This is a genomic window from Microbacterium sp. NPDC007973, from assembly GCF_042958465.1.
Lineage (GTDB): Bacteria > Actinomycetota > Actinomycetes > Actinomycetales > Microbacteriaceae > Microbacterium > Microbacterium galbum.
In genome coordinates this window covers 462020-481855 of the sequence record NZ_JBIBJJ010000004.1, presented here as the reverse complement: position 1 = coordinate 481855, position 19836 = coordinate 462020, and the positions used below count along the sequence as shown (strand labels likewise).

At 71.5% G+C, this 19836-nt stretch carries 14 protein-coding genes; 11 read left to right on the top strand and 3 right to left on the bottom strand.

What is annotated here, in order from left to right; all coding sequences use genetic code 11:
* Positions 1–44: 44 nt before the first annotated feature.
* Positions 45–1658, bottom strand: a complete 1614-nt coding sequence (aceB, locus tag ACFZA2_RS15035; protein ID WP_391406935.1) for a malate synthase A — start codon at positions 1656–1658, stop codon at positions 45–47.
* A 393-nt stretch (positions 1659–2051) separates the two neighbouring features.
* Positions 2052–3368 carry an isocitrate lyase gene (gene aceA / locus ACFZA2_RS15030; RefSeq protein WP_391406448.1) on the bottom strand — a complete coding sequence of 439 codons (1317 nt, stop codon included), beginning with the start codon at positions 3366–3368 and terminating at the stop codon, positions 2052–2054.
* A gap of 129 nt (positions 3369–3497) precedes the next feature.
* Between aceA and ACFZA2_RS15025 the strand changes: the two genes are divergently transcribed.
* The 7 genes from ACFZA2_RS15025 (at position 3498) to ACFZA2_RS14995 (ending at position 12731) form a co-directional block, all read left to right on the top strand.
* Entirely contained in the window at positions 3498–4976 is a 1479-nt protein-coding gene (locus tag ACFZA2_RS15025) for a helix-turn-helix domain-containing protein (RefSeq protein ID WP_391406446.1), read from the top strand.
* A 121-nt stretch (positions 4977–5097) separates the two neighbouring features.
* Positions 5098–6438: a purine-cytosine permease family protein gene (locus tag ACFZA2_RS15020; RefSeq protein WP_391406444.1), complete on the top strand. Its 1341-nt coding sequence runs from the start codon at positions 5098–5100 to the stop codon at positions 6436–6438.
* A gap of 33 nt (positions 6439–6471) precedes the next feature.
* Positions 6472–8025, top strand: a complete 1554-nt coding sequence (locus ACFZA2_RS15015) for a hydantoinase/oxoprolinase N-terminal domain-containing protein (protein ID WP_391406443.1) — start codon at positions 6472–6474, stop codon at positions 8023–8025.
* Positions 8022–9101 carry a DUF917 domain-containing protein gene (locus ACFZA2_RS15010; protein WP_391406441.1) on the top strand — a complete coding sequence of 360 codons (1080 nt, stop codon included), beginning with the start codon at positions 8022–8024 and terminating at the stop codon, positions 9099–9101. Before ACFZA2_RS15015 ends, ACFZA2_RS15010 begins: the two co-directional genes overlap by 4 nt.
* The gene (locus ACFZA2_RS15005) at positions 9098–10225 is read left to right on the top strand and encodes a DUF917 domain-containing protein (protein ID WP_391406440.1); all 1128 of its coding nucleotides are present in this window, start codon (positions 9098–9100) and stop codon (positions 10223–10225) included. The genes ACFZA2_RS15010 and ACFZA2_RS15005 overlap by 4 nt, the downstream gene beginning before the upstream one ends.
* 2 nt (positions 10226–10227) lie before the next feature.
* Positions 10228–11232, top strand: a complete 1005-nt coding sequence (locus tag ACFZA2_RS15000) for a DUF917 family protein (RefSeq protein WP_391406439.1) — start codon at positions 10228–10230, stop codon at positions 11230–11232.
* On the top strand, positions 11229–12731 hold the full coding sequence (locus ACFZA2_RS14995) for a PucR family transcriptional regulator (RefSeq protein WP_391406438.1): 1503 nt from the start codon (positions 11229–11231) through the stop codon (positions 12729–12731). Before ACFZA2_RS15000 ends, ACFZA2_RS14995 begins: the two co-directional genes overlap by 4 nt.
* Before the next feature lie 129 nt (positions 12732–12860).
* Here the strand turns inward: ACFZA2_RS14995 and ACFZA2_RS14990 are convergent, their stop codons facing one another.
* The gene (locus ACFZA2_RS14990) at positions 12861–14393 is read right to left on the bottom strand and encodes a PucR family transcriptional regulator (RefSeq protein ID WP_391406436.1); all 1533 of its coding nucleotides are present in this window, start codon (positions 14391–14393) and stop codon (positions 12861–12863) included.
* A gap of 92 nt (positions 14394–14485) precedes the next feature.
* Here ACFZA2_RS14990 and gabT point away from each other — a divergent pair, with 92 nt between their 5' ends.
* The 4 genes from gabT to ACFZA2_RS14970 all read left to right on the top strand — a co-directional run bounded on the left by gabT (position 14486) and on the right by ACFZA2_RS14970 (position 19820).
* Positions 14486–15835 (top strand): 4-aminobutyrate--2-oxoglutarate transaminase, encoded by a 1350-nt coding sequence (gene gabT / locus ACFZA2_RS14985; RefSeq protein WP_391406434.1) that lies wholly within the window; start codon positions 14486–14488, stop codon positions 15833–15835.
* A 90-nt stretch (positions 15836–15925) separates the two neighbouring features.
* Positions 15926–17386, top strand: a complete 1461-nt coding sequence (locus tag ACFZA2_RS14980) for a flavin monoamine oxidase family protein (protein WP_391406432.1) — start codon at positions 15926–15928, stop codon at positions 17384–17386.
* On the top strand, positions 17383–18261 hold the full coding sequence (locus ACFZA2_RS14975; protein ID WP_391406430.1) for a universal stress protein: 879 nt from the start codon (positions 17383–17385) through the stop codon (positions 18259–18261). The genes ACFZA2_RS14980 and ACFZA2_RS14975 overlap by 4 nt, the downstream gene beginning before the upstream one ends.
* Positions 18261–19820: an APC family permease gene (locus ACFZA2_RS14970; RefSeq protein ID WP_391406428.1), complete on the top strand. Its 1560-nt coding sequence runs from the start codon at positions 18261–18263 to the stop codon at positions 19818–19820. The genes ACFZA2_RS14975 and ACFZA2_RS14970 overlap by 1 nt, the downstream gene beginning before the upstream one ends.
* Positions 19821–19836 lie beyond the last annotated feature (16 nt).

The window sequence follows — 19836 nt, the reverse complement described above, 5'->3', positions numbered from 1 at the left end:
GACCGAGGGGCCGAGGCTTCCGGCCCCGGCCCCTCGGCATCCGGTCAGTCCAGGTATCTCGCGTACGCGGGCAGGGTCAGGAAAGCCGGGAACTCCTCGCGCAGGGCGACCTCCTGGAACACCGCGGCGGCGTCGTCGAACCGGTCGGCGGTCGAGCGCGGCGCCTCGGTGAGCACGTCCCGCACGAGCGACTCGACGTAGTCGCGGGTGATCGGTGTGCCCTCGGCGGTGGCGTGGTCCTGGTGGATCCACTGCCAGATCTGCGAGCGCGAGATCTCGGCTGTGGCGGCGTCCTCCATGAGGTCGTCGATCGCGACCGCGCCCAGGCCCCGCAGCCAGGCCTCGATGTACCGGATCGTCACCGACACATTGCCCCGCACGCCCGCGGCGGTCACGGGTCGTCCGATGCGCACGTCGAGCAGATCGGCCGGTGCGACCGACACCTCGTCGCGGGTGCGCCCGAGCTGGTTCGGCGCGTCACCCAGCACGGCGTCGAACTCGGCCCGCGCCACCGGGATGAGGTCGGGGTGGGCCACCCACGTGCCGTCGAAGCCGTCTCCGGCCTCACGGCGCTTGTCGGCGGCGACCTTGTCGAACGCCGCCTGGGTCACCTCGGGCTTGCGGCGGTTGGGGATGAAGGCGCTCATGCCGCCGATCGCGTACGCGCCCCGCTTGTGGCAGGTCTGCACGAGCAGCTCGGTGTAGGCCCGCATGAACGGCACCGTCATCGTGACCTCGCTGCGGTCGGGGAGCACGAAACGCGCTCCGCGGCCCCGGTAGGTCTTGATGATCGAGAAGATGTAGTCCCAGCGACCCGCGTTCAGGCCCGCGCAGTGGTCGCGCAGAGCGAAGAGGATCTCCTCCATCTCGAACGCCGCGGGCAGCGTCTCGATGAGCACCGTCGCCCGGATCGTGCCGTGCGCGAGTCCCAGGCGCTCCTCGGTGAACGAGAACACGTCGTCCCACAGCCGCGCCTCTTCGGCCGACTCGATCTTCGGCAGGTAGAAGTAGGGCCCGCGGCCCGCGGCGATCAGCGCGTGCGCGTTGTGGAACACGTACAGTCCGTAGTCCACGAGCGATCCGGATGCCGGCAGCTCGCGGCCGGCACGATCGATGAACGTCACGTGCTTCTCGGGCAGGTGCCAGCCGCGGGGGCGCATCACGATCGTCGGGGTGCGCTCGGCGGTGACCTCGTAGCGCTTGCCCTCGGGGCTCGTGAACGAGAGCTGCCCCCGGATCGCATCGAACAGCGAGAGCTGGCCGCCGATGACGTTGCGCCAAGTGGGGCTCGTGGCGTCCTCCTGGTCGGCCAGCCAGACCCGCGCGCCGGAGTTCAGTGCGTTGATGGTCATCTTCGGGTCGGTGGGCCCGGTGATCTCGACGCGGCGGTCTTCGAGGCCCGGTCCCGCGCCCGCCACGCGCCACGACGGGTCGTCGCGGATGTGCGCGGTGTCGGCGCGGAAGTGCGGGTCGTCGCCCGTGCCGATCTCGAAACGCCGACGCAGGCGCGCGGCCAGCCGGTCGTGCCGGCGTCGGGCGAAGCGGTCGTGCAGCTCGGTGACGAAGGCGAGGGCGGCGGGGGTGAGGATCTCGGCGTCCCGTCCTTCGAGGGAGCGCTCGAGACGCAGGTGCGGGATGGATGCCGGCGGGCTCGGCATCCGGGATCCTTCGGTGTTCGTGCGGGCACCGGTCGTCGTGGTCGGCGAGGTCGCGGTGGTGGGCGGGGGAGAGATGTCGATGAGGGTCATGGTCGTGGCTTTCTGTTCTCTGATGTCCTGCGCGCTTCTCGGACCATGTCCCGAAAGTGGTGGCTTGGGGGTGGCCCAAGTGACCAGAGGGGGGACATGCACCGCGAGAAGTGGGACGAGGGGTGGGGGGGTGCCCCGCGGCGCGGGGTGCGCGCCGGGCCGGGCACCGGGGACCATGTCCCGAAAATGGCGGCTTGGGGGTGGCCCAAGTGACCAGAGGGGGGACATGCACTGCAAGAAGTGGGACGAGGGGTCGCGCGGTGGGGGCGCGAGGCGGGGAAGGAGAGAGGGAGAGGGGGAGGGTCAGTGGAACTGCGCCGTCTCGGTGGAGCCGGCCAGGGCGAGGGTCGCGCTGTCGGGGTTGAGCGCGGTCGAGACGACGTCGAAGTAGCCGGTGCCCGCTTCGCGCTGGTGGCGCGTGGCGGTGTACCCGCTGGCTTCGGCGGCGAACTCGGCCTCCTGCAGCTCGACGTACGCGCTCATGGCGCGCTCGGCGTAGCCGCGGGCGAGGTCGAACATCGAGTGGTTCACGGCGTGGAAGCCGGCCAGCGTGATGAACTGGAAGGCGTAGCCGAGAGCGGCCAGGTCGGCCTGGAACGTGGCGATCTGCTTGTCGTCGAGGTGGCGCTTCCAGTTGAAGCTCGGCGAGCAGTTGTAGGCGAGCTTCTTGCCCGGGTACCGGGCGTGGATCGCCTCGGCGAAGGCGCGGGCGAGCTCGATGTCGGGCTCGCCGGTCTCCACCCACAGCAGGTCGGCGTAGGGAGCGAAGGCGAGGCCGCGCGCGATGACCGAGTCGAGTCCCGGCCGCACGCGGTAGAAGCCCTCGGTCGTTCGCTCGCCGGTGAGGAACTCGGCATCCCGCGGGTCGACGTCGCTGGTGAGCAGGTCGGCGGCGAGGGCGTCGGTGCGGGCGATGATGACCGTCGGCACGCCCGCGACGTCGGCCGCGAGACGCGCGGCGTTGAGGGTGCGGATGTGCTGCTGGATCGGCACGAGAACCTTGCCGCCGAGGTGGCCGCACTTCTTCTCGCTCGCGAGCTGGTCCTCCCAGTGGATGCCGGCCGCCCCCGCCGCGATCAGCGACTGCGCGAGCTCGTAGGCGTTGAGGGGCCCGCCGAACCCCGCTTCGGCGTCGGCGACGATCGGCGCGAGCCAGTCCTGGGTGACCTCTCCCTCGGCGCGCTCGATCTGGTCCTGCCGGAGGAGCGCGTTGTTGATGCGGCGGACGACCGCGGGCACGCTGTTGGCGGGGTAGAGGCTCTGGTCGGGGTAGGTCTGACCCGCGAGGTTGCCGTCGGCGGCGACCTGCCACCCGCTGAGGTAGATGGCCTTCAGCCCCGCGCGCACCTGCTGCACGGCCTGGCCGCCGGTGTAGGCGCCGAGGGCCCGGATGTACTCCTCGGTGTGAAGGAGGTTCCACAGGTTCTCGGCCCCGCGGCGGGCAAGGGTCGACTCCTCGCGGACGCTGCCGCGGAGACGGACGACGTCTTCCGCGGTGTACGTGCGCTCGATGCCGTCCCAGCGGGGGTCGTCCTCCCACGAGGTGCGGATCTCATCGGCGGTCTCGGTCTGGTCGCCGGGGCGCAGGGGCTGCGGGGCGGGAGTGGCCTGGATCGTCATGTCGTCCTCCTTCGGGTGGCGGGGCGTCGGTGCCCCGTGGAGACCACTGTCCGCGAAGAACAACCCTCCGCAAGAGGATTCGATGTGTGAAGATCGCGCGATCTTCCGCTGCTGTGAGAACCTGCCGGTATGGACACCGGCGTCTCGATTCCCGCGGCATCCCTCCCGCCCGACCATGAAGAGGTGGACACCCTCACCATCGGTCGGCGCATCCGACAGCTGCGCACCGCGCGCGGTATGACCCTCGACGACCTCGCCGGAGCGGTCGGTCGTGCGCCCAGCCAGATGTCGATGATCGAGAACGGCCGCCGCGAGGCGAAGCTGACGCTGCTGCAGGCGATCGCCCGAGCGCTCGAGTGCACGCTCGATCAGCTGCTGGATGCCGAGCCCCTCGATCCCCGCGCCACCCTCGAGCTGTCCGTGGAACGGGCGATGCGCGGGCAGACCTTCCAGGCGCTCGGGATCGCCCCTTTCCGTGTGGGGCGTGCGGTGCCCGACGAGGCGCTCGCCGCGATGCTCGCTCTCCAGGCCGAGATCGAACGGTTGCGCGAAGAGCGCTCCGCGACCCCGGAGGAGGCGCGCCGCGCCAATGTCGCCCTTCGCCGACTCATGCGTACGCAGGACAATAACTTCCCGGAGCTCGAGCGTGTGGCATCCGAGATGCTCGACGCGATCGCGCACCCCAGCGGACCGCTCACCCAGCGCGGGGCGAGCGACATCGCCGCCCACCTGGGCTTCTCGCTGCACTACGTGCCCGACCTGCCCTCGTCGACTCGGAGCATCGCCGACGTGAAGAACGGGCGGCTGTACCTGTCGACGAAGGTCGCGAAGGGCGACCCACGCGCGGCAGTGCTGCAGGCGCTGTCGAGCCGGATCCTGGGCCACGGCGAGCCGACGAGCTACGACGAGTTCCTCCGCCAGCGCGTCGAGACCAACTACCTGACGGGCGCGCTGCTCATGCCCGAGGCGCATGTCGTCCCGGCGCTGCGCGAAGCGAAGCAGCGGCGCACGCTCAGCATCGAAGACCTCCGCGACGCCTACTCGGTGTCGTACGAGACGGCCGCGCACCGTTTCACGAACCTTGCGACCGTGCACCTCGGCATCCCGGTGCACTTCCTCAAGGTGCACGAGTCGGGGACGATCACGAAGGCGTACGAGAACGACGACGTGAACTTCCCCACCGATCGGCTCGGTTCGATCGAGGGGCAGATGTGCTGCCGCCGGTGGACGAGCCGCGTCGTGTTCGAGGAGGACGACCTCTTCAATCCGTATTACCAGTACACCGACACCGGCAACGGGACCTACTGGTGCACCGCGCGCGTGGAGCAGTCGAGCGAGGGCGCGCACTCGGTGAGCGTGGGCGTGCGCTTCGACGACACGCGGTGGTTCCGCGGGCGCGACACCCCCAACCGCGGCGTCTCGCGGCACGCGGTCGAGACGTGCTGCCGCCGGCCGCCGGCCTCGCTCGAGAACGCCTGGCGCGGGCAGGCATGGCCGAACGTGCGCACACCGCGGACGCTGCTCGCGACCCTGCCGACGGGGTCGTTCCCCGGGGTCGACGCGACCGAGATGTACGAGTTCCTAGAGGCGCACGCGCCGCACGCGTGAGCGGATGTGCAGGATGCATATCGGAGCGGGCAGATGGGGCAGGTTGCCCATTTTGCCCATCGGGAGGGGCCTCTAGCCTGTGCAGCACCCGCACCGTCCCTCTTCGCAAAAGGACACTCCCATGGCACGTATGGCCCACGCCGACGACTTCGCCCTCAGCCGCGTCACCCCGAACGCCCAGAAGCACTGGTTCGGCATCGCCGTGCAGCGCTTCGGCCAGGTGTCGGCCCTGTCCCAGTTCCTGCTCGGCGCCACCCTCGGTTACGCGATGACCTTCAGCGAGGCGTTCCTCGCGCTGCTGCTCGGCTCGATCATCCTCGAGGTGATCATGTGCATCGTCGGCATCATCGGGCAGAAGGAGGGGCTGAACACCGCCCTCCTCGCGCGGTGGACCGCCTTCGGTGAGATCGGCGCCTCGCTCGTCGGCCTCGCGATCGGCATCAGCCTCATCGGCTGGTTCGGCATCCAGTCGGCCATCTCGGCGCAATCGCTTGAATCGCTGCTGCCCGGCGTCATGCCCGAGTGGGCGTGGAGCCTGCTGTTCGGTCTCGCCGTCACCGCGATCGTCGCGGTCGGGTTCGTCGGGATGCAGTGGCTCGCCAACATCACCGTGCCGCTGTTCCTCGTGCTCGTGGGCTGGTCGATCATCTCGGAGCTCAGCAGCCACTCGATCGGCGAGCTGCTGACCTCTCCCGCCCCCGGCCCGACCATGTCGGTGTGGCAGGGCACGGCGATCGTGGCCGGCGGCCTCATCGTCGGCGCGATCATCACCGCCGACATGACCCGCTTCAACCGCTCGAAGGCCGACGTCGTCAAGCAGACCGTCGTGGGCGTGACGCTCGGCGAGTTCGTCATCGGCCTCTCGGGAGTGCTGCTGGCCCACGCCGCCCAGTCCGGCAACATCGTCGCGATCGTCACCTCGTCGGTGGGCCTGGTCGGACTCATCATCGTGATCACCGGCACCCTGAAGATCAACGACTGGAACCTCTACTCCTCGACCTTGGGCCTGGTGAACTTCATCTCCACGGCCTTCGGCAAGAACCTGCACCGCGTCACGACGACCATCGTGCTGGGCGTCGTCGGCTCGGTCCTCGCCGCCGCCGGCATCCTGTCGCAGTTCACGGAGTTCCTCATCATCCTCGGCGTCGCCTTCCCGCCCATCGCCGGCATCATGGTCGCCGAGTACTTCCTCGTGCGCCGGTGGCGCGGAGAGCTCGACGCCTCGCGCGCCGAGGGCCGCCTGCCCCTGACCGCCCCGCGCATCGTGCCGGTCACCCTCGTGATCTGGCTGGTCTCGGCGCTCGTCGGGTACTTCGTCACCTGGGGGATCCCGGCGATCTCCTCGCTCGTGCTGTCGATCGTGCTCTACACGGTCGCCGGCAAGCTCGGCTGGGTGCGCGGGATCGGCCAGGCCACCACCGCGCAGTCCCCGGTCGCGAACACCGCGCCCGTGGCATCCTGACCCGTCCCCCCCCGAACGAAAGAAGCTCCACCCATGCACATCGGCATCGACGTCGGCGGAACCAACACCGACGCAGTGCTCATGGACGCCACCGACACTCTCGCCGGCGTGAAGAAGTCCACCAGTCCCGACGTCACGACCGGCATCGTCGACGCGATCGCGGCCCTGCGCGCCGAGCACGACTTCGAAGGCGACGACATCGACGCGGTCATGATCGGGACGACGCACTTCATCAACGCTCTCGTCCAGGCCCAGCGTCTTGCCCCGACCGCGGCGCTGCGCCTGGGACTTCCCGCGACCAAGGCGCTGCCGCCCCTCGTGGACTGGCCCGAGGTGCTGACCGAGGCGATCCAGGCGCGCAGCTACCTCGCGCACGGCGGCTACGAGTTCGACGGACGGCCGATCTCTCCCCTCGACGAGGACGAGCTGCGCGGTATCGCCCGCGACATGGCGGAGCACGGGGTGCGGTCGGTCGCGATCTCGTCGGTGTTCTCGCCCGTCAACCACGACCTCGAGCAGCGCGCGGCCGAGATCGTCGGCGACGTGCTCGGCCCCGACGTCGCGATCTCTCTCTCGCACGAGATCGGGCGGATCGGCCTGCTCGAACGCGAGAACGCCACCATCATCAACGCGGCGCTGCGCGAGCTCGCCTCCGAGATCGTCGACGGGCTCACCTCCGCCGTGCGCGCGCAGGGGATCGAGGCCCCGATCTTCCTCAGCCAGAACGACGGCACGCTGATGGACGAGGACTACGTCCGGCTCTACCCGGTGGCGACCTTCGCCTCGGGCCCCACCAACTCGATGCGCGGTGCCGCCCTCACGAGCGGTCTGCAGACCTGCGCGGTCGTCGACATCGGCGGCACCACCGCCGACATCGGCCTGCTCAACGCCGGGTTCCCGCGCGAGACGGCGAACGAGGTGAAGGTCGCCGGCATCCGGACCAATTTCCGGATGCCGGACGTGCTGTCGATCGGCATCGGTGGCGGATCGATCGTCGATCTCGACACCGGGGAGGTCGGGCCCGCCTCGGTCGGGTACCGCCTGACGGAGGAAGCGCTCGTCTTCGGCGGGTCGACCCTGACCGCGACCGACATCGCCGTGGCCGCCGGGCGCGCGCAGGTCGGCGACCCCTCGCGCGTGGCGCACCTGGACCCCGCGTTCGTGGAGCGCGTGCTCGCACGCATCGCCGAGCGCGTGGCCGAAGCCGTGGACCGCATGCGCACCTCGCCCGAGCCGATCCCCGTGGTCGCGGTCGGCGGCGGCAGCATCCTGCTCCCCGACGAGCTCCCGCTCTTCGGCGCGGTGCACCGCCCGCGCAACTACGCCGTCGCCAACGCCATCGGGGCCTCGATCGCCCAGGTGGGCGGCGAGATCGACAAGGTCTACGCCATCGAGGCCGGCCGTCGTGACGAGGGCATCGCGGCGATCCGCGCCGAAGCCGTCGACAAGGCGATCGCTGCGGGCGCGCGCCCGTCGTCGGTGTCGATCGTCGACTTCGACGAGGTGCCGATCCCGTACCTCCCCGGCAACGCGACACGCGTGCGCGTGAAGGCCGTGGGTGACCTCGACATGGGCGTGCGCCCGTGAGCTGGGAGCTGTCGGCGTCCGTGGTCGCGGATCTCGCCCGGGGCGCCGCGGTGCTCGGGACCGGGGGAGGCGGCGATCCCTACATCGGAGCGCTCCTGGCCCGTCAGGCCCTCGCGGAGCACGGACCGGTGACGGTCGTCGGGCTCGAGGACCTGCCCGACGACGCCCTCGTGCTCACCGTGGCGATGATGGGCGCGCCGACCGTCATGGTCGAGAAGCTCCCGAGCCTCGACGAGGTCGTCGCTCCCGTGCACGCGCTCGCCGCCTCTCTGGGGCGCCCCGTCACCCACATCGCGTGCGCCGAGGCCGGGGGAGTGAACTCCACGATCCCGATCGCCGCGGCCGCGGCTCTCGGGCTGCCGCTGGTGGATGCCGACGGCATGGGCCGGGCGTTCCCCGAGCTGCAGATGGTGCTACCGACGCTGTACGGCGTCACCGCCTCGCCGCTCGCCTTCGCCGACGAGAAGGGCAACACGGCCGTGCTCTCCACCGTCGACAACACGTGGACCGAGCGCATCGCCCGCGTCGCGTGCGTGGAGATGGGCTGCTCGATCATGATCGCCGGGTTCGCGATGTCGGGGACGACCGCTCGCGACGCCCTCGTGCCGGCCTCGCTGTCGGCGTGCCTGTCGATCGGCCGCGGCATCGTCGACGCCCGCGCGGCCAAGACCGATCCGGTCGCCGCGGTCGTCGAGGCCCTCCGGGGGCGCGAGGTGTTCGCCGGCAAAGTCGTCGACGTCGAGCGCGGGACGACCGCGGGCTTCGCGCGCGGCAACGCCCGCATCGAGGGGACGGACGACACGCTCACCCTGTCGTTCCAGAACGAGCACCTCATCGCCCGCACCGGCGACGACGTGCTCGTGACGACGCCCGACCTGATCATCGTCCTGGATGCCGAGAGCGCCGAGCCCATCACGACCGAGGGGCTGCGCTACGGCCAGCGCGTGCGGGTGGTCGCCGCTCCCAGCGACGAGCGCTGGCACGGGCCCGAGGCCCTCGCGATGGTCGGGCCGGGCTACTTCGGGTACGAGATGCCGTCGCACCGCTTCGACGGAACCGTGGAGGTGGCCGCATGAGCTGGACCCTGACCGCCGCCGACCTGCCCGATCTCGCGCGCGGCGCGACCCTGCTCGGAACGGGCGGCGGCGGCGACCCGTACATCGGGCAGAAGCTCGTCGAGCGCGTGCTGGGGGCGGGGAGCATAACCGTGCTCGACCCCGACGAGATCGCCGACGACCTGTTCGTCATCCCCACCGCGCAGATGGGGGCGCCGACCGTCATGGTCGAGAAGATCCCCGCGGGCACCGAGCCCACCCTCGCCCTGCGCACCCTCGAGAAACATGTCGGCCGTACCGCCGAGGCCACTATGCCGATCGAGTGCGGCGGCATCAACTCGATGATCCCGCTCATCGTCGCCGCCGAGACCGGCCTTCCGGTCGTGGATGCCGACGGCATGGGCCGCGCGTTCCCGGAACTGTCGATGGAGACCTTCGCCGTCTACGGCGTCCACGGCTCTCCGCTGGCCCTCGCGGGGGAGCGCGGCGAGACCGCCGTCATCGACACCGGCGACGACGACCGGCAGATGGAGTGGCTCGCGCGCGGCGTCACGATCCGTCTCGGCGGGGTCGCCCACATCGCCGAGTACGCCATGACGGGGGCCGACGTGCGCCGGACGGCGGTGCCGCGGACGCTGTCGATGGCGCTGGCGCTGGGGCGCGGCATCCGGGAAGCCCGTGAGCAGCATCGCTCGCCCTTCGAGGCGATCGCCGACACGCTCTCGACGACGCTCTACCCGCACGTGCGGGAGCTGTTCGTCGGCAAGGTCACCGACGTCGAACGGCGCACCACCGACGGCTTCGCGAAGGGACGGGCGACCATCTCGGCGCTCGGACCCGACGACTCCTCGACGCTGGAGGTGGCGTTCCAGAACGAGAACCTCATCGCGCACCGCGACGGCGTGCTCGTGGCGATCGTGCCCGACCTCATCTGCATCACCGACATCGAGTCGGCCGAGCCGATCACGACGGAGGGGCTGCGGTACGGCCAGCGCGTGCGCGTGCTGGGCATCTCGACGCCCGCCCTCATGCGCACCCCCGGCGCGCTCGCGGCCTTCGGCCCGTCGGCGTTCGGCCTCGCCGAGACGTTCACCCCGGTGGAGGAGCTGCAGGCGGAGGGTGCCCGACCGCTCATTACCCTGTGAGCATGAGAACCCTCGGGCCCGACCGTCTTCCGGTGCTCGCCCGGGGGTTCTCCCTGCTCGGCTCGGGTGGCGGCGGCACGACGACGCTGCTCGAGATCATGGCCGGCCAGGTGATCGACGCACCTGTCGCGCTCTACGACATCGACGACCTCGACCCCCGCACCCCCTGCGTTGCGATCGGCTTCGCGGGGTCGACGTACCTGCTCACCGAGCGGGTGCCTCCCCCTGACGCCTTCGCTCCGCTTTTCGCGGCGGCCGAGCGCTGGACGGGGGTCCGGGCCACAGCCGTCTGCGCGATGGAGGGCGCGGGGCTGAACGGACTGACGCCCCTGCTCGTGGGGGACCGGATGCTCGTCGACGCCGATCTGATGGGCCGCGCGCTGCCCGGCATCGACCAGCTCTCACTCCTCGTCGACGCGGTCCCGGGCGCGATCGTCGTGGCCGACACCGGCGGCGGCGTGATGCTCGTCGACTCCTCGCGGGCCGGAGACGCCGAGAGCCTCGTGCGTTCGAGCGTGATCCGCGCGGGCGGAGCGGGGGCGGTGCTGGTCGCGGGCTTCACGGTCGGCGACCTGCGGGCCCACGGCATCCCGGGCACCTACACGCGCGCCCTCGCCCTGGGGGTCGCGGATATCGGCGGGGACGACCTCCCGGAGGCGCGCGTGCTCGGCAGTGGACGGGTGAGCGCGGTGGATGCCGTGCCGGACGACGCCTTCGTCCGGTCGGTCGAGCTCGTCGGCGATGACGGAGCGCTGCTGCGCCTGGTGGCGCGTTCGGAGTTCCTCGCCGTCACGCGCGACGGCGAGACGATCGCCGCCTCCCCCGAGATCCTCGTCGCGATCGACTCCGTCTCGGGGGAGGTGCTGCAGGTGGATGCCGTCACGCTCGCGCGGCACGTGCGCGTCGTCGCACTCGACGCCCCACCGTGGTGGCTCGCCTCGACCGAGCGTCTCGCGCGGGTGGTCCCCGCGGCCTACGGGCTGCGCGGTCTCGGGGTCGTGCGATGACCCCCCTCGACCTCGGCGCCCTGCTGGCGCATCCCGCGAACGGCGGGATCCGCGTGGTGGTGGAGGCGGCGGACGCCTTCGCGGGCGTGACGATCGCCGCACGAGAGGCGATGCTCCCCGACCGGGGGACGGCCGGACTCGCCGCGCTCACCGAGCCGGCGCCGACGGCCCCGTGGCAGCAGGACGCCCTCGTCCGTCGCGTTCGGGACCGCGGCTTCCACGGACTGGCGCTGGCGGGAGCCGAGGTGCTCGGCCCGGGAAGCCGGCGGCTCGCCGCGCGCCTCGGGCTGACCGTGCTCGAGGTCGATGACCCGATGGCCCTCGCCCGGGCGGGGTGGGAGCTCGTGCAGGGGCGGGATGCCCTGACCCTCGGGTACGTGCGCCGGGTCGCCCAGTCCATCGAGTACTCGGCGTCGCACCTCGCTGATCTGCTCCGCCACCTTTCGGCCAGCGTCGGCCACGGTGTCGCCCTCATCGACGCGGAGGGCGTGCTGCTCGAGGCCGGCGGCCATCTGCCCGAGGCCGTGCGCGCCGCGATCGACGTCGGCCTCTGGCAGGATGCGGTCTCGGTCGCGGGAGGGGCCGCCGCCTCGGTGCGTGTCGACAGTCCGAGTCGGGCGGGCCTGCGCCTGGCGATGTTCGGCGCCGGGCTCAGTCCCGCGCAGCTGTCGGCGCTCGCGGTCGCCGCCGAGGTCGCGATGCCGGCGATCGCCGCGCGCATCCTCATCGACGAGGTGGCCGACGTGAGCGATGCCGCCGTGGCATCCGGGCTCCTCCGCGAGTTCCTCGAGGCGCGCGATGCGCGCGACCCCGATGTCGAGCAGCGCATGAGCGAGCGCGGGTGGCGGACCGGTGGCTACCACCTCGCCTTCCGGATCGCGGGACGCCGCCGGCTCGAGACCCTCGAGCTGCTGCGGTTCGTGCGCCGGGGACTCGCGGCCCTTCCCGTCGACTCGCAGGCCGTCACGAGCGGTCGGGGTGTCACGGGGTGGCTGAGCTTCGCCGAGCCCCCGCCTGCCGCGCGCCTGGACGAGCACGTCGCGTCGCTGCGGGCGCTGCACGACGGTGCCCGGCGCTCGTTCGACGTCGCGACCGGGATCGGCTCGCTCGACAGCGGCGCCGGTGGTCTGCTCTCCAGCATCGACGGGGCGGTGGACGGCGCCCGCATCGCCGCGGCCCGGGCCGCGACGGGATGGTTCGTACGCGTGGACGCCCTCGGCATCGAGCAGGTGCTGCTGTCGTGGGCGGGGTCGGACACCTTCGTTCCCGCCGCCGAGTCGCTGCTCGCGCCCCTCGCCTCGCAGGGCCCGGAGCTCCTCGAGACGCTCACCGCGTACCTGGATCACGAATCGGGCGTGTCGGCGACGGCGGCGGCCCTCGGGCTGCACCGCAACACGGTCGCGATGCGGATCGCCCGCGCGCAGGAGCTGCTCGGCGTCGACCTCTCCGATGTCGACGCCCGCCTCGCCCTGCATCTCGCCTGTCGCGCGCTGCGCTGAGGGATGCGGGGGCGGGGGGCGTGTGACGCTTCCCGGCCGGTGGGACTATCGTGCCGTGTCGCGAAGAGGTGCCGACCTGTGTGCGCGGGTCGACCCTGGACGAACCTGGATGCCCCCGTTCACGCGCGCCTACCCGGCCAGCCGCAGCGCCGTCCACAGCTCCGCACGCGCGGCGAACGACGACAGGTCGCGCCCCAGCACGCGCTGCGCGAGGGCGATGCGCGCCCGCACCGTGTGGCGATGGATGCCGAGCGCCGCCGCGGTCGCCTCGTGCGAGCAGTCGTTGGCCAGCCACGCGTCGAGGGTGTCGACCAGCGCCGAGCCCTCGGTCTCGTCGTGCCGGCGCAGGGGAGCCAGCGCGCCCGCCGCGACCGTGCGCGCGGCCTCCGACTCCAGCGCCGAGAGCAGCCCGGCCCGTGCCGTGTCGGTGAAGTCGGCGAGGCCGGCGTCGTCCGAACGGTCGCGCGCGGTGCGGGCCTGGGTCAGGGCGCGCGAGAACGCGTCGTAGCCCGAGGGGGCCGAGCACCCCACCTTCAGCTCGAAGCGGTCGGCGATCTCGGCCAGGCTCTCGCGGGCGGACACGGGGACCACGAGCACGAGGCCGTCGTCGCCGCGACCGAAGAACAGCTCGCCCCGGCCCTCCTGCGCACGCACCTCGAGCCACTCCGCCAGTGCCGTCGACTTCGCCGCGGCGGCGGGGGTGAGGGCGACGATGACCGGCGCCGCGGGCAGGGGACCGAACAGATCGCGGCCGGCACGCCGTGCGAGGGTCGGATCGTCGGTCGCCAGCGCCTGCACCAGGCCCGCGCGGAAGGTGCCGATCGCCCGGCCCAGTCCGTCCTGCTGCTCGAGGGCGAGGGCCGCCATGGCGACGACGGCGGTCACGACGCTGCGGGCCTCGTGGTCCAGGTCGTCCGCGGCGATCGCGAGGGCTCCACGCAGGTGCCCTCCGCGTCCGAGCGTCTGCACGCTCACCGCGCGGTCACCGGCGGTCAGCGTTCCCGCCGCGCGGGTGCCACGGCGCAGCATCGTCGTGACCTCGAGGGTGAGGGCGTCGGCGGTCGCAGCGGGCAGGGCGCCGGACGGGAAGGCGGTGCGCAGCGCGCCGGCCGCGTCGTACAACCCCACCCAGCAGTCGAGCTGCCGCGAGAGTTCGGCGAACGTCGCCGACAGACCGTCGGGCCGCAGCGCGGCGAGCGACACCGCGCGCTGCGCCGCGAGCGACCAACTGCGACGCGCATAGGCGTCGGCCGCGATCGCCTCGGCGCCCGCGCGCGCGACGGCGATGAAGGGGGTGCGGTACGGCACCTCGAAGAGCGGCATCCCCGCCCGCCGGCACGCGTCGACGAGGGGAGCGGGGATGCCGTCGCGCACGACCTCCGTGCCGAAACCGAGCCCCTGCACGCCGCGCGCGAGCAGGCGGCCGATGTACGCCTCGTAGTCGGCGGCGGTCGCGTCGGCGAATTGGGTGCCGGTGGTCAGCAGCACGAGGCCCTCGCTGAGGAAGGGCGTCGGGTCGGCGAGGTCGCTCGAGTGCACCCATCGCACGGCGCGATCCAGGATCGCGGGGGACAGCTCGTCGTCGGCGACGAGCCGAAGGTGCAGATCGCGGCGGGACAGGAGCGCCCGCAGGCTGGGTGGGGCGGGGGCGGTGTCGGCCATGACAACTCCTGTACGACTCGTATATGACGGCGCCTGTGACTGTACAGGCAGGAGAGTGCGGGGCGCCGCACGGCGTCCGTAGCATCGCCGCCATGAGCCTCGACACCCTTCCCCTCGTCGGCGGTCCGTCCCTCGCCCAGGAGCGCCGCATCGTCACCGCCATCCCCGGCCCGCGTTCGCAGGAACTGCTGGAGCGAAAGGCCGCCGCCGTGGCATCCGGTGTCGGCCACACCGTCCCCATCCAGGCGGTCGCCGCCGGCGGCGGAGTCATCGTCGACGCCGACGGCAACTCGCTCATCGACCTCGGCTCGGGCATCGCCGTTACGAGCGTCGGCAACGCCCACCCGGCGGTCGTGAAGGCCGTGCAGGAGCAGGTCGCCGCCTTCACCCACACGTGCTTCATGATCTCGCCGTACGACTCGTACGTGTCGGTGGCCGAGGCGCTCAACCGTCTCACCCCCGGCGACCACGCCAAGAAGAGCGCGCTGTTCAACTCGGGTGCCGAGGCCGTCGAGAACGCCGTCAAGATCGCCCGCAAGTACACCAAGCGTCAGGCGGTCGTCGCGTTCGATCACGGCTACCACGGTCGCACCAACCTGACCATGGCGCTCACGGCGAAGAACATGCCCTACAAGAGCGGGTTCGGACCTTTCGCGGCCGAGGTCTACCGCGCCCCGCTGTCGTACCCCTTCCGCGACGGCCTGACCGGCCCCGAGGCCGCTGCCAAGGCGATCTCAGTGATCGAGAAGCAGGTCGGCGCCGAAAACCTCGCCGCCGTCATCATCGAGCCCATCCAGGGCGAGGGCGGCTTCATCGTCCCCGCCGACGGGTTCCTCAACGCGATCGTCGACTGGTGCCGAGACAACGGCGTCGTCTTCATCGCCGACGAGGTGCAGTCGGGCTTCGCGCGCACCGGCGCGATGTTCGCGAGCGAGCACTTCGGCATCGTCCCCGACCTCGTCACCACCGCCAAGGGCATCGCGGGCGGACTGCCGCTCGCGGCCGTCACGGGCCGTGCCGAGATCATGGATGCCACCCACACGGGCGGGCTCGGCGGAACCTACGGCGGCAACCCGATCGCGTGCGCCGCGGCTCTGGCATCCATCGACGCCTTCGAGAACGAGGGCTTCGTCGAGCGCGCCCGCGAAATCGGCGTCCTGCTGAAGGACCGCCTGCACGCGCTGCAGCAGAACGACCCGCGCATCGGCGACGTCCGCGGACACGGCGCGATGATCGCCGTCGAGTTCGTCGACCCCACCACCGGCGCACCCGACGCCGCGCTGACGTCCGCGGTGGCGAAAGCGGCGATCGCCGAGGGTGTGATCGTGCTCACGTGCGGAACGTACGGCAACGTCATCCGTTTCCTCCCGCCGCTGTCGATCGGCGACGACCTGCTGAACGAGGGCCTCGACGTGGTCGCGGACGCCCTCGCCCGTAGCTGACACCCGTCCCGGCGGCGGCGGTCGACCCGAGAGCCCGCCGCCGCCGGGGCCATCCACGAAGACGTGAACGACACAACGAAGGAAGCTCCCATGGATGACATCACCCGCGACGTGGTCGTGATCGGGGCCGGCGCCGCCGGTCTCACCGCGGCCAACGACCTGCGCAAGGCCGGCCTGTCGGTCGTCGTGCTCGAGGCGCGCGATCGTGTGGGCGGACGCCTGTGGACCGACGTCATCGACGGCGCGATGCTCGAGCTCGGCGGCCAGTGGATCTCGCCCGACCAGACCGCGCTGATCGACACCGTGGCCGACCTCGGTCTGTCGACCTACAGCCGCTACCGCGAGGGCGACAGCGTCTACGTCGGTGCCGACGGCGAGGCGAAGCGCTTCACGGGCGAGATGTTCCCCGTGGCACCCGAGACCGAGAAGGTCATCGACGAGATCACCGCGCGCCTGGACGCCATGGTCGCCGAGATCGATCCCGACAAGCCGTGGGAGCACCCGCAGGCCGCAGAGTGGGACAAGATCTCGTGGGACGCGTGGCTGCGCGAGCAGACCGACGACGACGAGGCCGTGCGCAACCTCGCCTTCGCGACGGGCTCGGCGATGCTCACCAAGCCGACGCACACGTTCTCCCTGCTGCAGTCGCTGCTCATGGCGGCATCCGCCGGCTCGTACTCGCACCTCGTCGACGCCGACTTCATCCTCGACAAGCGCGTGACCGGCGGTCTCCAGCAGGTTCCCGAGCTGCTCGCCGAGCGCCTGGGCGACGACGTGCTCCTCAACCAGCCGGTCCGCCGCATCATCTGGGGCGACGAGTCGGCGCCGTCCGACCGCCCCGCCGCCGCGGACACGGGTCGACGTGTCGACGACCTGCGCGCCCTCACCGCGCGCGTCGAGGCCGCGGCCTCGTCCTCCTCGGGGGTCACGGTGATCGCCGACGGCGTCACCGTCCGTGCCCGCTTCGCCGTGCTCGCCCTCGCGCCGGTGCTGTACTCGCGCATCTCGTTCGAGCCGCCCCTGCCGCGTCTGCAGCACCAGATGCACCAGCACATCTCGATGGGCTTCGTCATCAAGGTGCACGCCGTCTACGACCGCCCGTTCTGGCGCGAGCAGGGCCTGTCGGGCACCGCGTTCAGCCCGTACGAGCTGTGCCACGAGGCGTACGACAACACCAACCACGGAGACGAGCGCGGCACCCTGGTCGGGTTCGTGTCGGACCAGAACGCCGACGACCTCTTCCGTCTGAGCCCCGAGGAACGCAAGGAGCGCATCCTCGACTCGCTCGCGCGCTACTACGGCCCCGAGGCCAAGAACCCCGAGGTCTACTACGAGAGCGACTGGGGTACCGAGGAGTGGACCCGCGGCGCGTACGCGGCGAGCTTCGACCTCGGCGGTCTGCAGCGCTACGGCGCCGACCTGCGCCGGCCCGTCGGGGCGATCCACCTCGCGTGCAGCGACATGGCGGGTGCGGGCTACCAGCACGTCGACGGAGCGATCCGCCAGGGTCACCGCGCCGCCGACGAGATCCTCGAGCGGACGCGCGGATGAGCGGCGACCGCGTCGTCGTCGGCTACACGGCGACCGACGCGGGTGCCGACGCCCTCGCGCTGGGCGCCCGACTCGGCGCAGCCCTCGGCACCTCCGTCCACGTCGTCGTCGTGCTGCCGTCCCCGCAGGGCAACGTCTCCATCCCGACGGCCGCGTCCTACGACCGTCTGGTCGAGGACACGGCGCGCGGGTGGCTGCGCGACGCCCTCGCGCGCATCGGCGACCCGGCCGGCATCCGGGGACACGTGCGCTACGCGCACGACGTCTCCGATGGTCTGGTCGCCGCCGCGGACGAGTTCGGAGCGGGCGTGATCGTCGTCGGAACCGGCGGGGGCGGCCCGCGCGGTCGGCACCGTCTCGGGACGACCGCCGAGGAGCTGGTGCACTCGGCGCCCGTCCCGGTGGCGCTCGCTCCCGAGGGCGCGCGCGACGTCGACCCGTCGGTGGGCCTGCCGCGCGTCACCACCGCCATCGGCACCCGACCCGGCGCCGACGTCCTGCTCGACACGGCCGTGGCCGTCTCCCGCCGGGCGAAAGCGCCCCTGCGCCTGCTCTCCCTCGCCGGCGTCGATCTCCCCGATCGCGTCGACGCGTCGCTTACCCGTCTGACGGGACACGCCCACGCCGAGAGCGTGCTCGAGTCCGTCCGCGCGGATCTGCCCGCCGGGATCGCCGCCGAGGCGGTCGTCGGCACCGGCAGCGACATCGAAGACGCGGTGTCGCACATCGAGTGGCAGCCGGGCGAGATCGCGCTCGTCGGCTCGAGCCGCCTCGCTCAGCCGCGACGCCTATTCCTCGGCTCCACCGCCGGACGCATCCTGCGCGCCCTGCCCGTCCCCATGATCGTGGTGCCCCGCACCTCGGAGGCCTCCTGATGACCACCTCTCGCAATGGAGCGAGCCCCGCACCCGACAGCGCCGTCACCACCGGCATCTCGAACAAGGGCCTGCGCGTCGGCTCCATCGGCATGATCGGCGCCGTCGTCATCGGCATCTCGACCATCGCCCCCGCCTACACCCTCACCGGCGCCCTCGGCCCGACGGTCTCGGCCGTGGGCTTCCAGGTTCCGGCGATCATCCTCGTCGGCTTCATCCCGATGCTCCTGGTGGCGCTCGGCTATCGGGAGCTGAATTCCCGCATGCCGGATGCCGGCACCTCGTTCACCTGGGCGGCCCGCGCCTTCGGACCCTGGGTCGGCTGGATGGCCGGGTGGGGGCTGGTCGCGGCCACGGTCATCGTGCTGTCGAACCTCGCCGGTATCGCGGTCGACTTCCTCTTCCTGCTCATCGCGCAGACCAGCGGCAATCCGGAGATCGCCGAGATCACGCGCATCGTGCCCGTCAACGTGGCGGTGTGCCTGCTGTTCATGCTGCTCGCCACGATTGTGTCGTACCGCGATCTGCAGACCACCCAGCGCCTGCAGTACGGCCTGGTGGGGTTCCAGATCCTCGTGCTGCTCGTCTTCGCCGGAGCGGCCGTGGTCGAGATGATGAACGGCAACGCCTTCGACGCCAGCCCCGTTCAGGCGTCGTGGTTCAATCCGTTCGAAGTCGACTCGTTCAGCGCGTTCGCCGCCGGGCTCTCGCTGTCGATCTTCATCTTCTGGGGGTGGGACGTCATCCTCACCATGAACGAGGAGACCAAGGACCCCGACAAGACGCCGGGCCGCGCGGCCACCGTGACGGTGTTCCTCATCGTGGCGCTGTACCTGCTCATCGCGGTCGCTCTGCTGATGTTCGCCGGCAACGGCACGGGCGAGCTGGGCCTGGGCAACGAGGACATTCAGGAGAACGTCTTCTTCCACCTCTCAGGGCCCATCCTCGGCCCCCTCGCCTTCCTCGTGTCGCTCGCGGTGCTGACCAGCTCGGCATCCTCCCTCCAGGCGACCTTCGTCGGCCCCGCCCGTACGCTCCTCGCGATGGCGCACTATGACGCGCTGCCGCGGAAGTTCGCCACGGTAAGCCCGCGGTTCTTCACCCCGGGCTACGCCACGATCGTGTCGGCGGTCGTCGCCTCCGCGTTCTACGCGATCATGCGCGTGCTGAGCGAGAACGTGTTGACCGACACCATCACCGCCCTCGGCGCGATGATCTGCTTCTATTACGGCCTGACCGCGTTCGCGTGCGTCTGGTACTTCCGCAGGCAGTGGTTCGACTCGGTGCGCAACGTCTTCCTCACCCTCCTCGCGCCGCTGGTGGGCGGCGTCATCCTGGCCGTGCTGTTCGTCACGACCCTCATCGACAGCGCGAGCCCCGATTACGGCTCGGGCTCGCAGATCGGCGGCGTCGGCCTCGTGTTCGTCATCACCGTCGTGATCATCGTCGTGGGGGTGGTGCTGATGATCGCCCAGCGCATCGCGAGCCCCGCCTTCTTCCGCGGTGAGACCCTGGGACGGGAAGCGCCCGCCAGCGCCCGCCGCCGGCGCGCGATCTGACCCCGGCATCCGACCG

Excerpts from the sequence above, each read along its gene's own strand:
- aceB (WP_391406935.1), bottom strand. The coding sequence starts at position 1,658 with ATGCCGAGCCCGCCGGCATCCATCCCGCACCTGCGTCTCGAGCGCTCC.
- aceA (WP_391406448.1), bottom strand. The coding sequence starts at position 3,368 with ATGACGATCCAGGCCACTCCCGCCCCGCAGCCCCTGCGCCCCGGCGAC.
- ACFZA2_RS15025 (WP_391406446.1), top strand. The coding sequence starts at position 3,498 with ATGGACACCGGCGTCTCGATTCCCGCGGCATCCCTCCCGCCCGACCAT.
- ACFZA2_RS15020 (WP_391406444.1), top strand. The coding sequence starts at position 5,098 with ATGGCACGTATGGCCCACGCCGACGACTTCGCCCTCAGCCGCGTCACC.
- ACFZA2_RS15015 (WP_391406443.1), top strand. The coding sequence starts at position 6,472 with ATGCACATCGGCATCGACGTCGGCGGAACCAACACCGACGCAGTGCTC.
- ACFZA2_RS15005 (WP_391406440.1), top strand. The coding sequence starts at position 9,098 with ATGAGCTGGACCCTGACCGCCGCCGACCTGCCCGATCTCGCGCGCGGC.
- ACFZA2_RS15000 (WP_391406439.1), top strand. The coding sequence starts at position 10,228 with ATGAGAACCCTCGGGCCCGACCGTCTTCCGGTGCTCGCCCGGGGGTTC.
- ACFZA2_RS14995 (WP_391406438.1), top strand. The coding sequence starts at position 11,229 with ATGACCCCCCTCGACCTCGGCGCCCTGCTGGCGCATCCCGCGAACGGC.
- ACFZA2_RS14990 (WP_391406436.1), bottom strand. The coding sequence starts at position 14,393 with ATGGCCGACACCGCCCCCGCCCCACCCAGCCTGCGGGCGCTCCTGTCC.
- gabT (WP_391406434.1), top strand. The coding sequence starts at position 14,486 with ATGAGCCTCGACACCCTTCCCCTCGTCGGCGGTCCGTCCCTCGCCCAG.
- ACFZA2_RS14980 (WP_391406432.1), top strand. The coding sequence starts at position 15,926 with ATGGATGACATCACCCGCGACGTGGTCGTGATCGGGGCCGGCGCCGCC.
- ACFZA2_RS14975 (WP_391406430.1), top strand. The coding sequence starts at position 17,383 with ATGAGCGGCGACCGCGTCGTCGTCGGCTACACGGCGACCGACGCGGGT.
- ACFZA2_RS14970 (WP_391406428.1), top strand. The coding sequence starts at position 18,261 with ATGACCACCTCTCGCAATGGAGCGAGCCCCGCACCCGACAGCGCCGTC.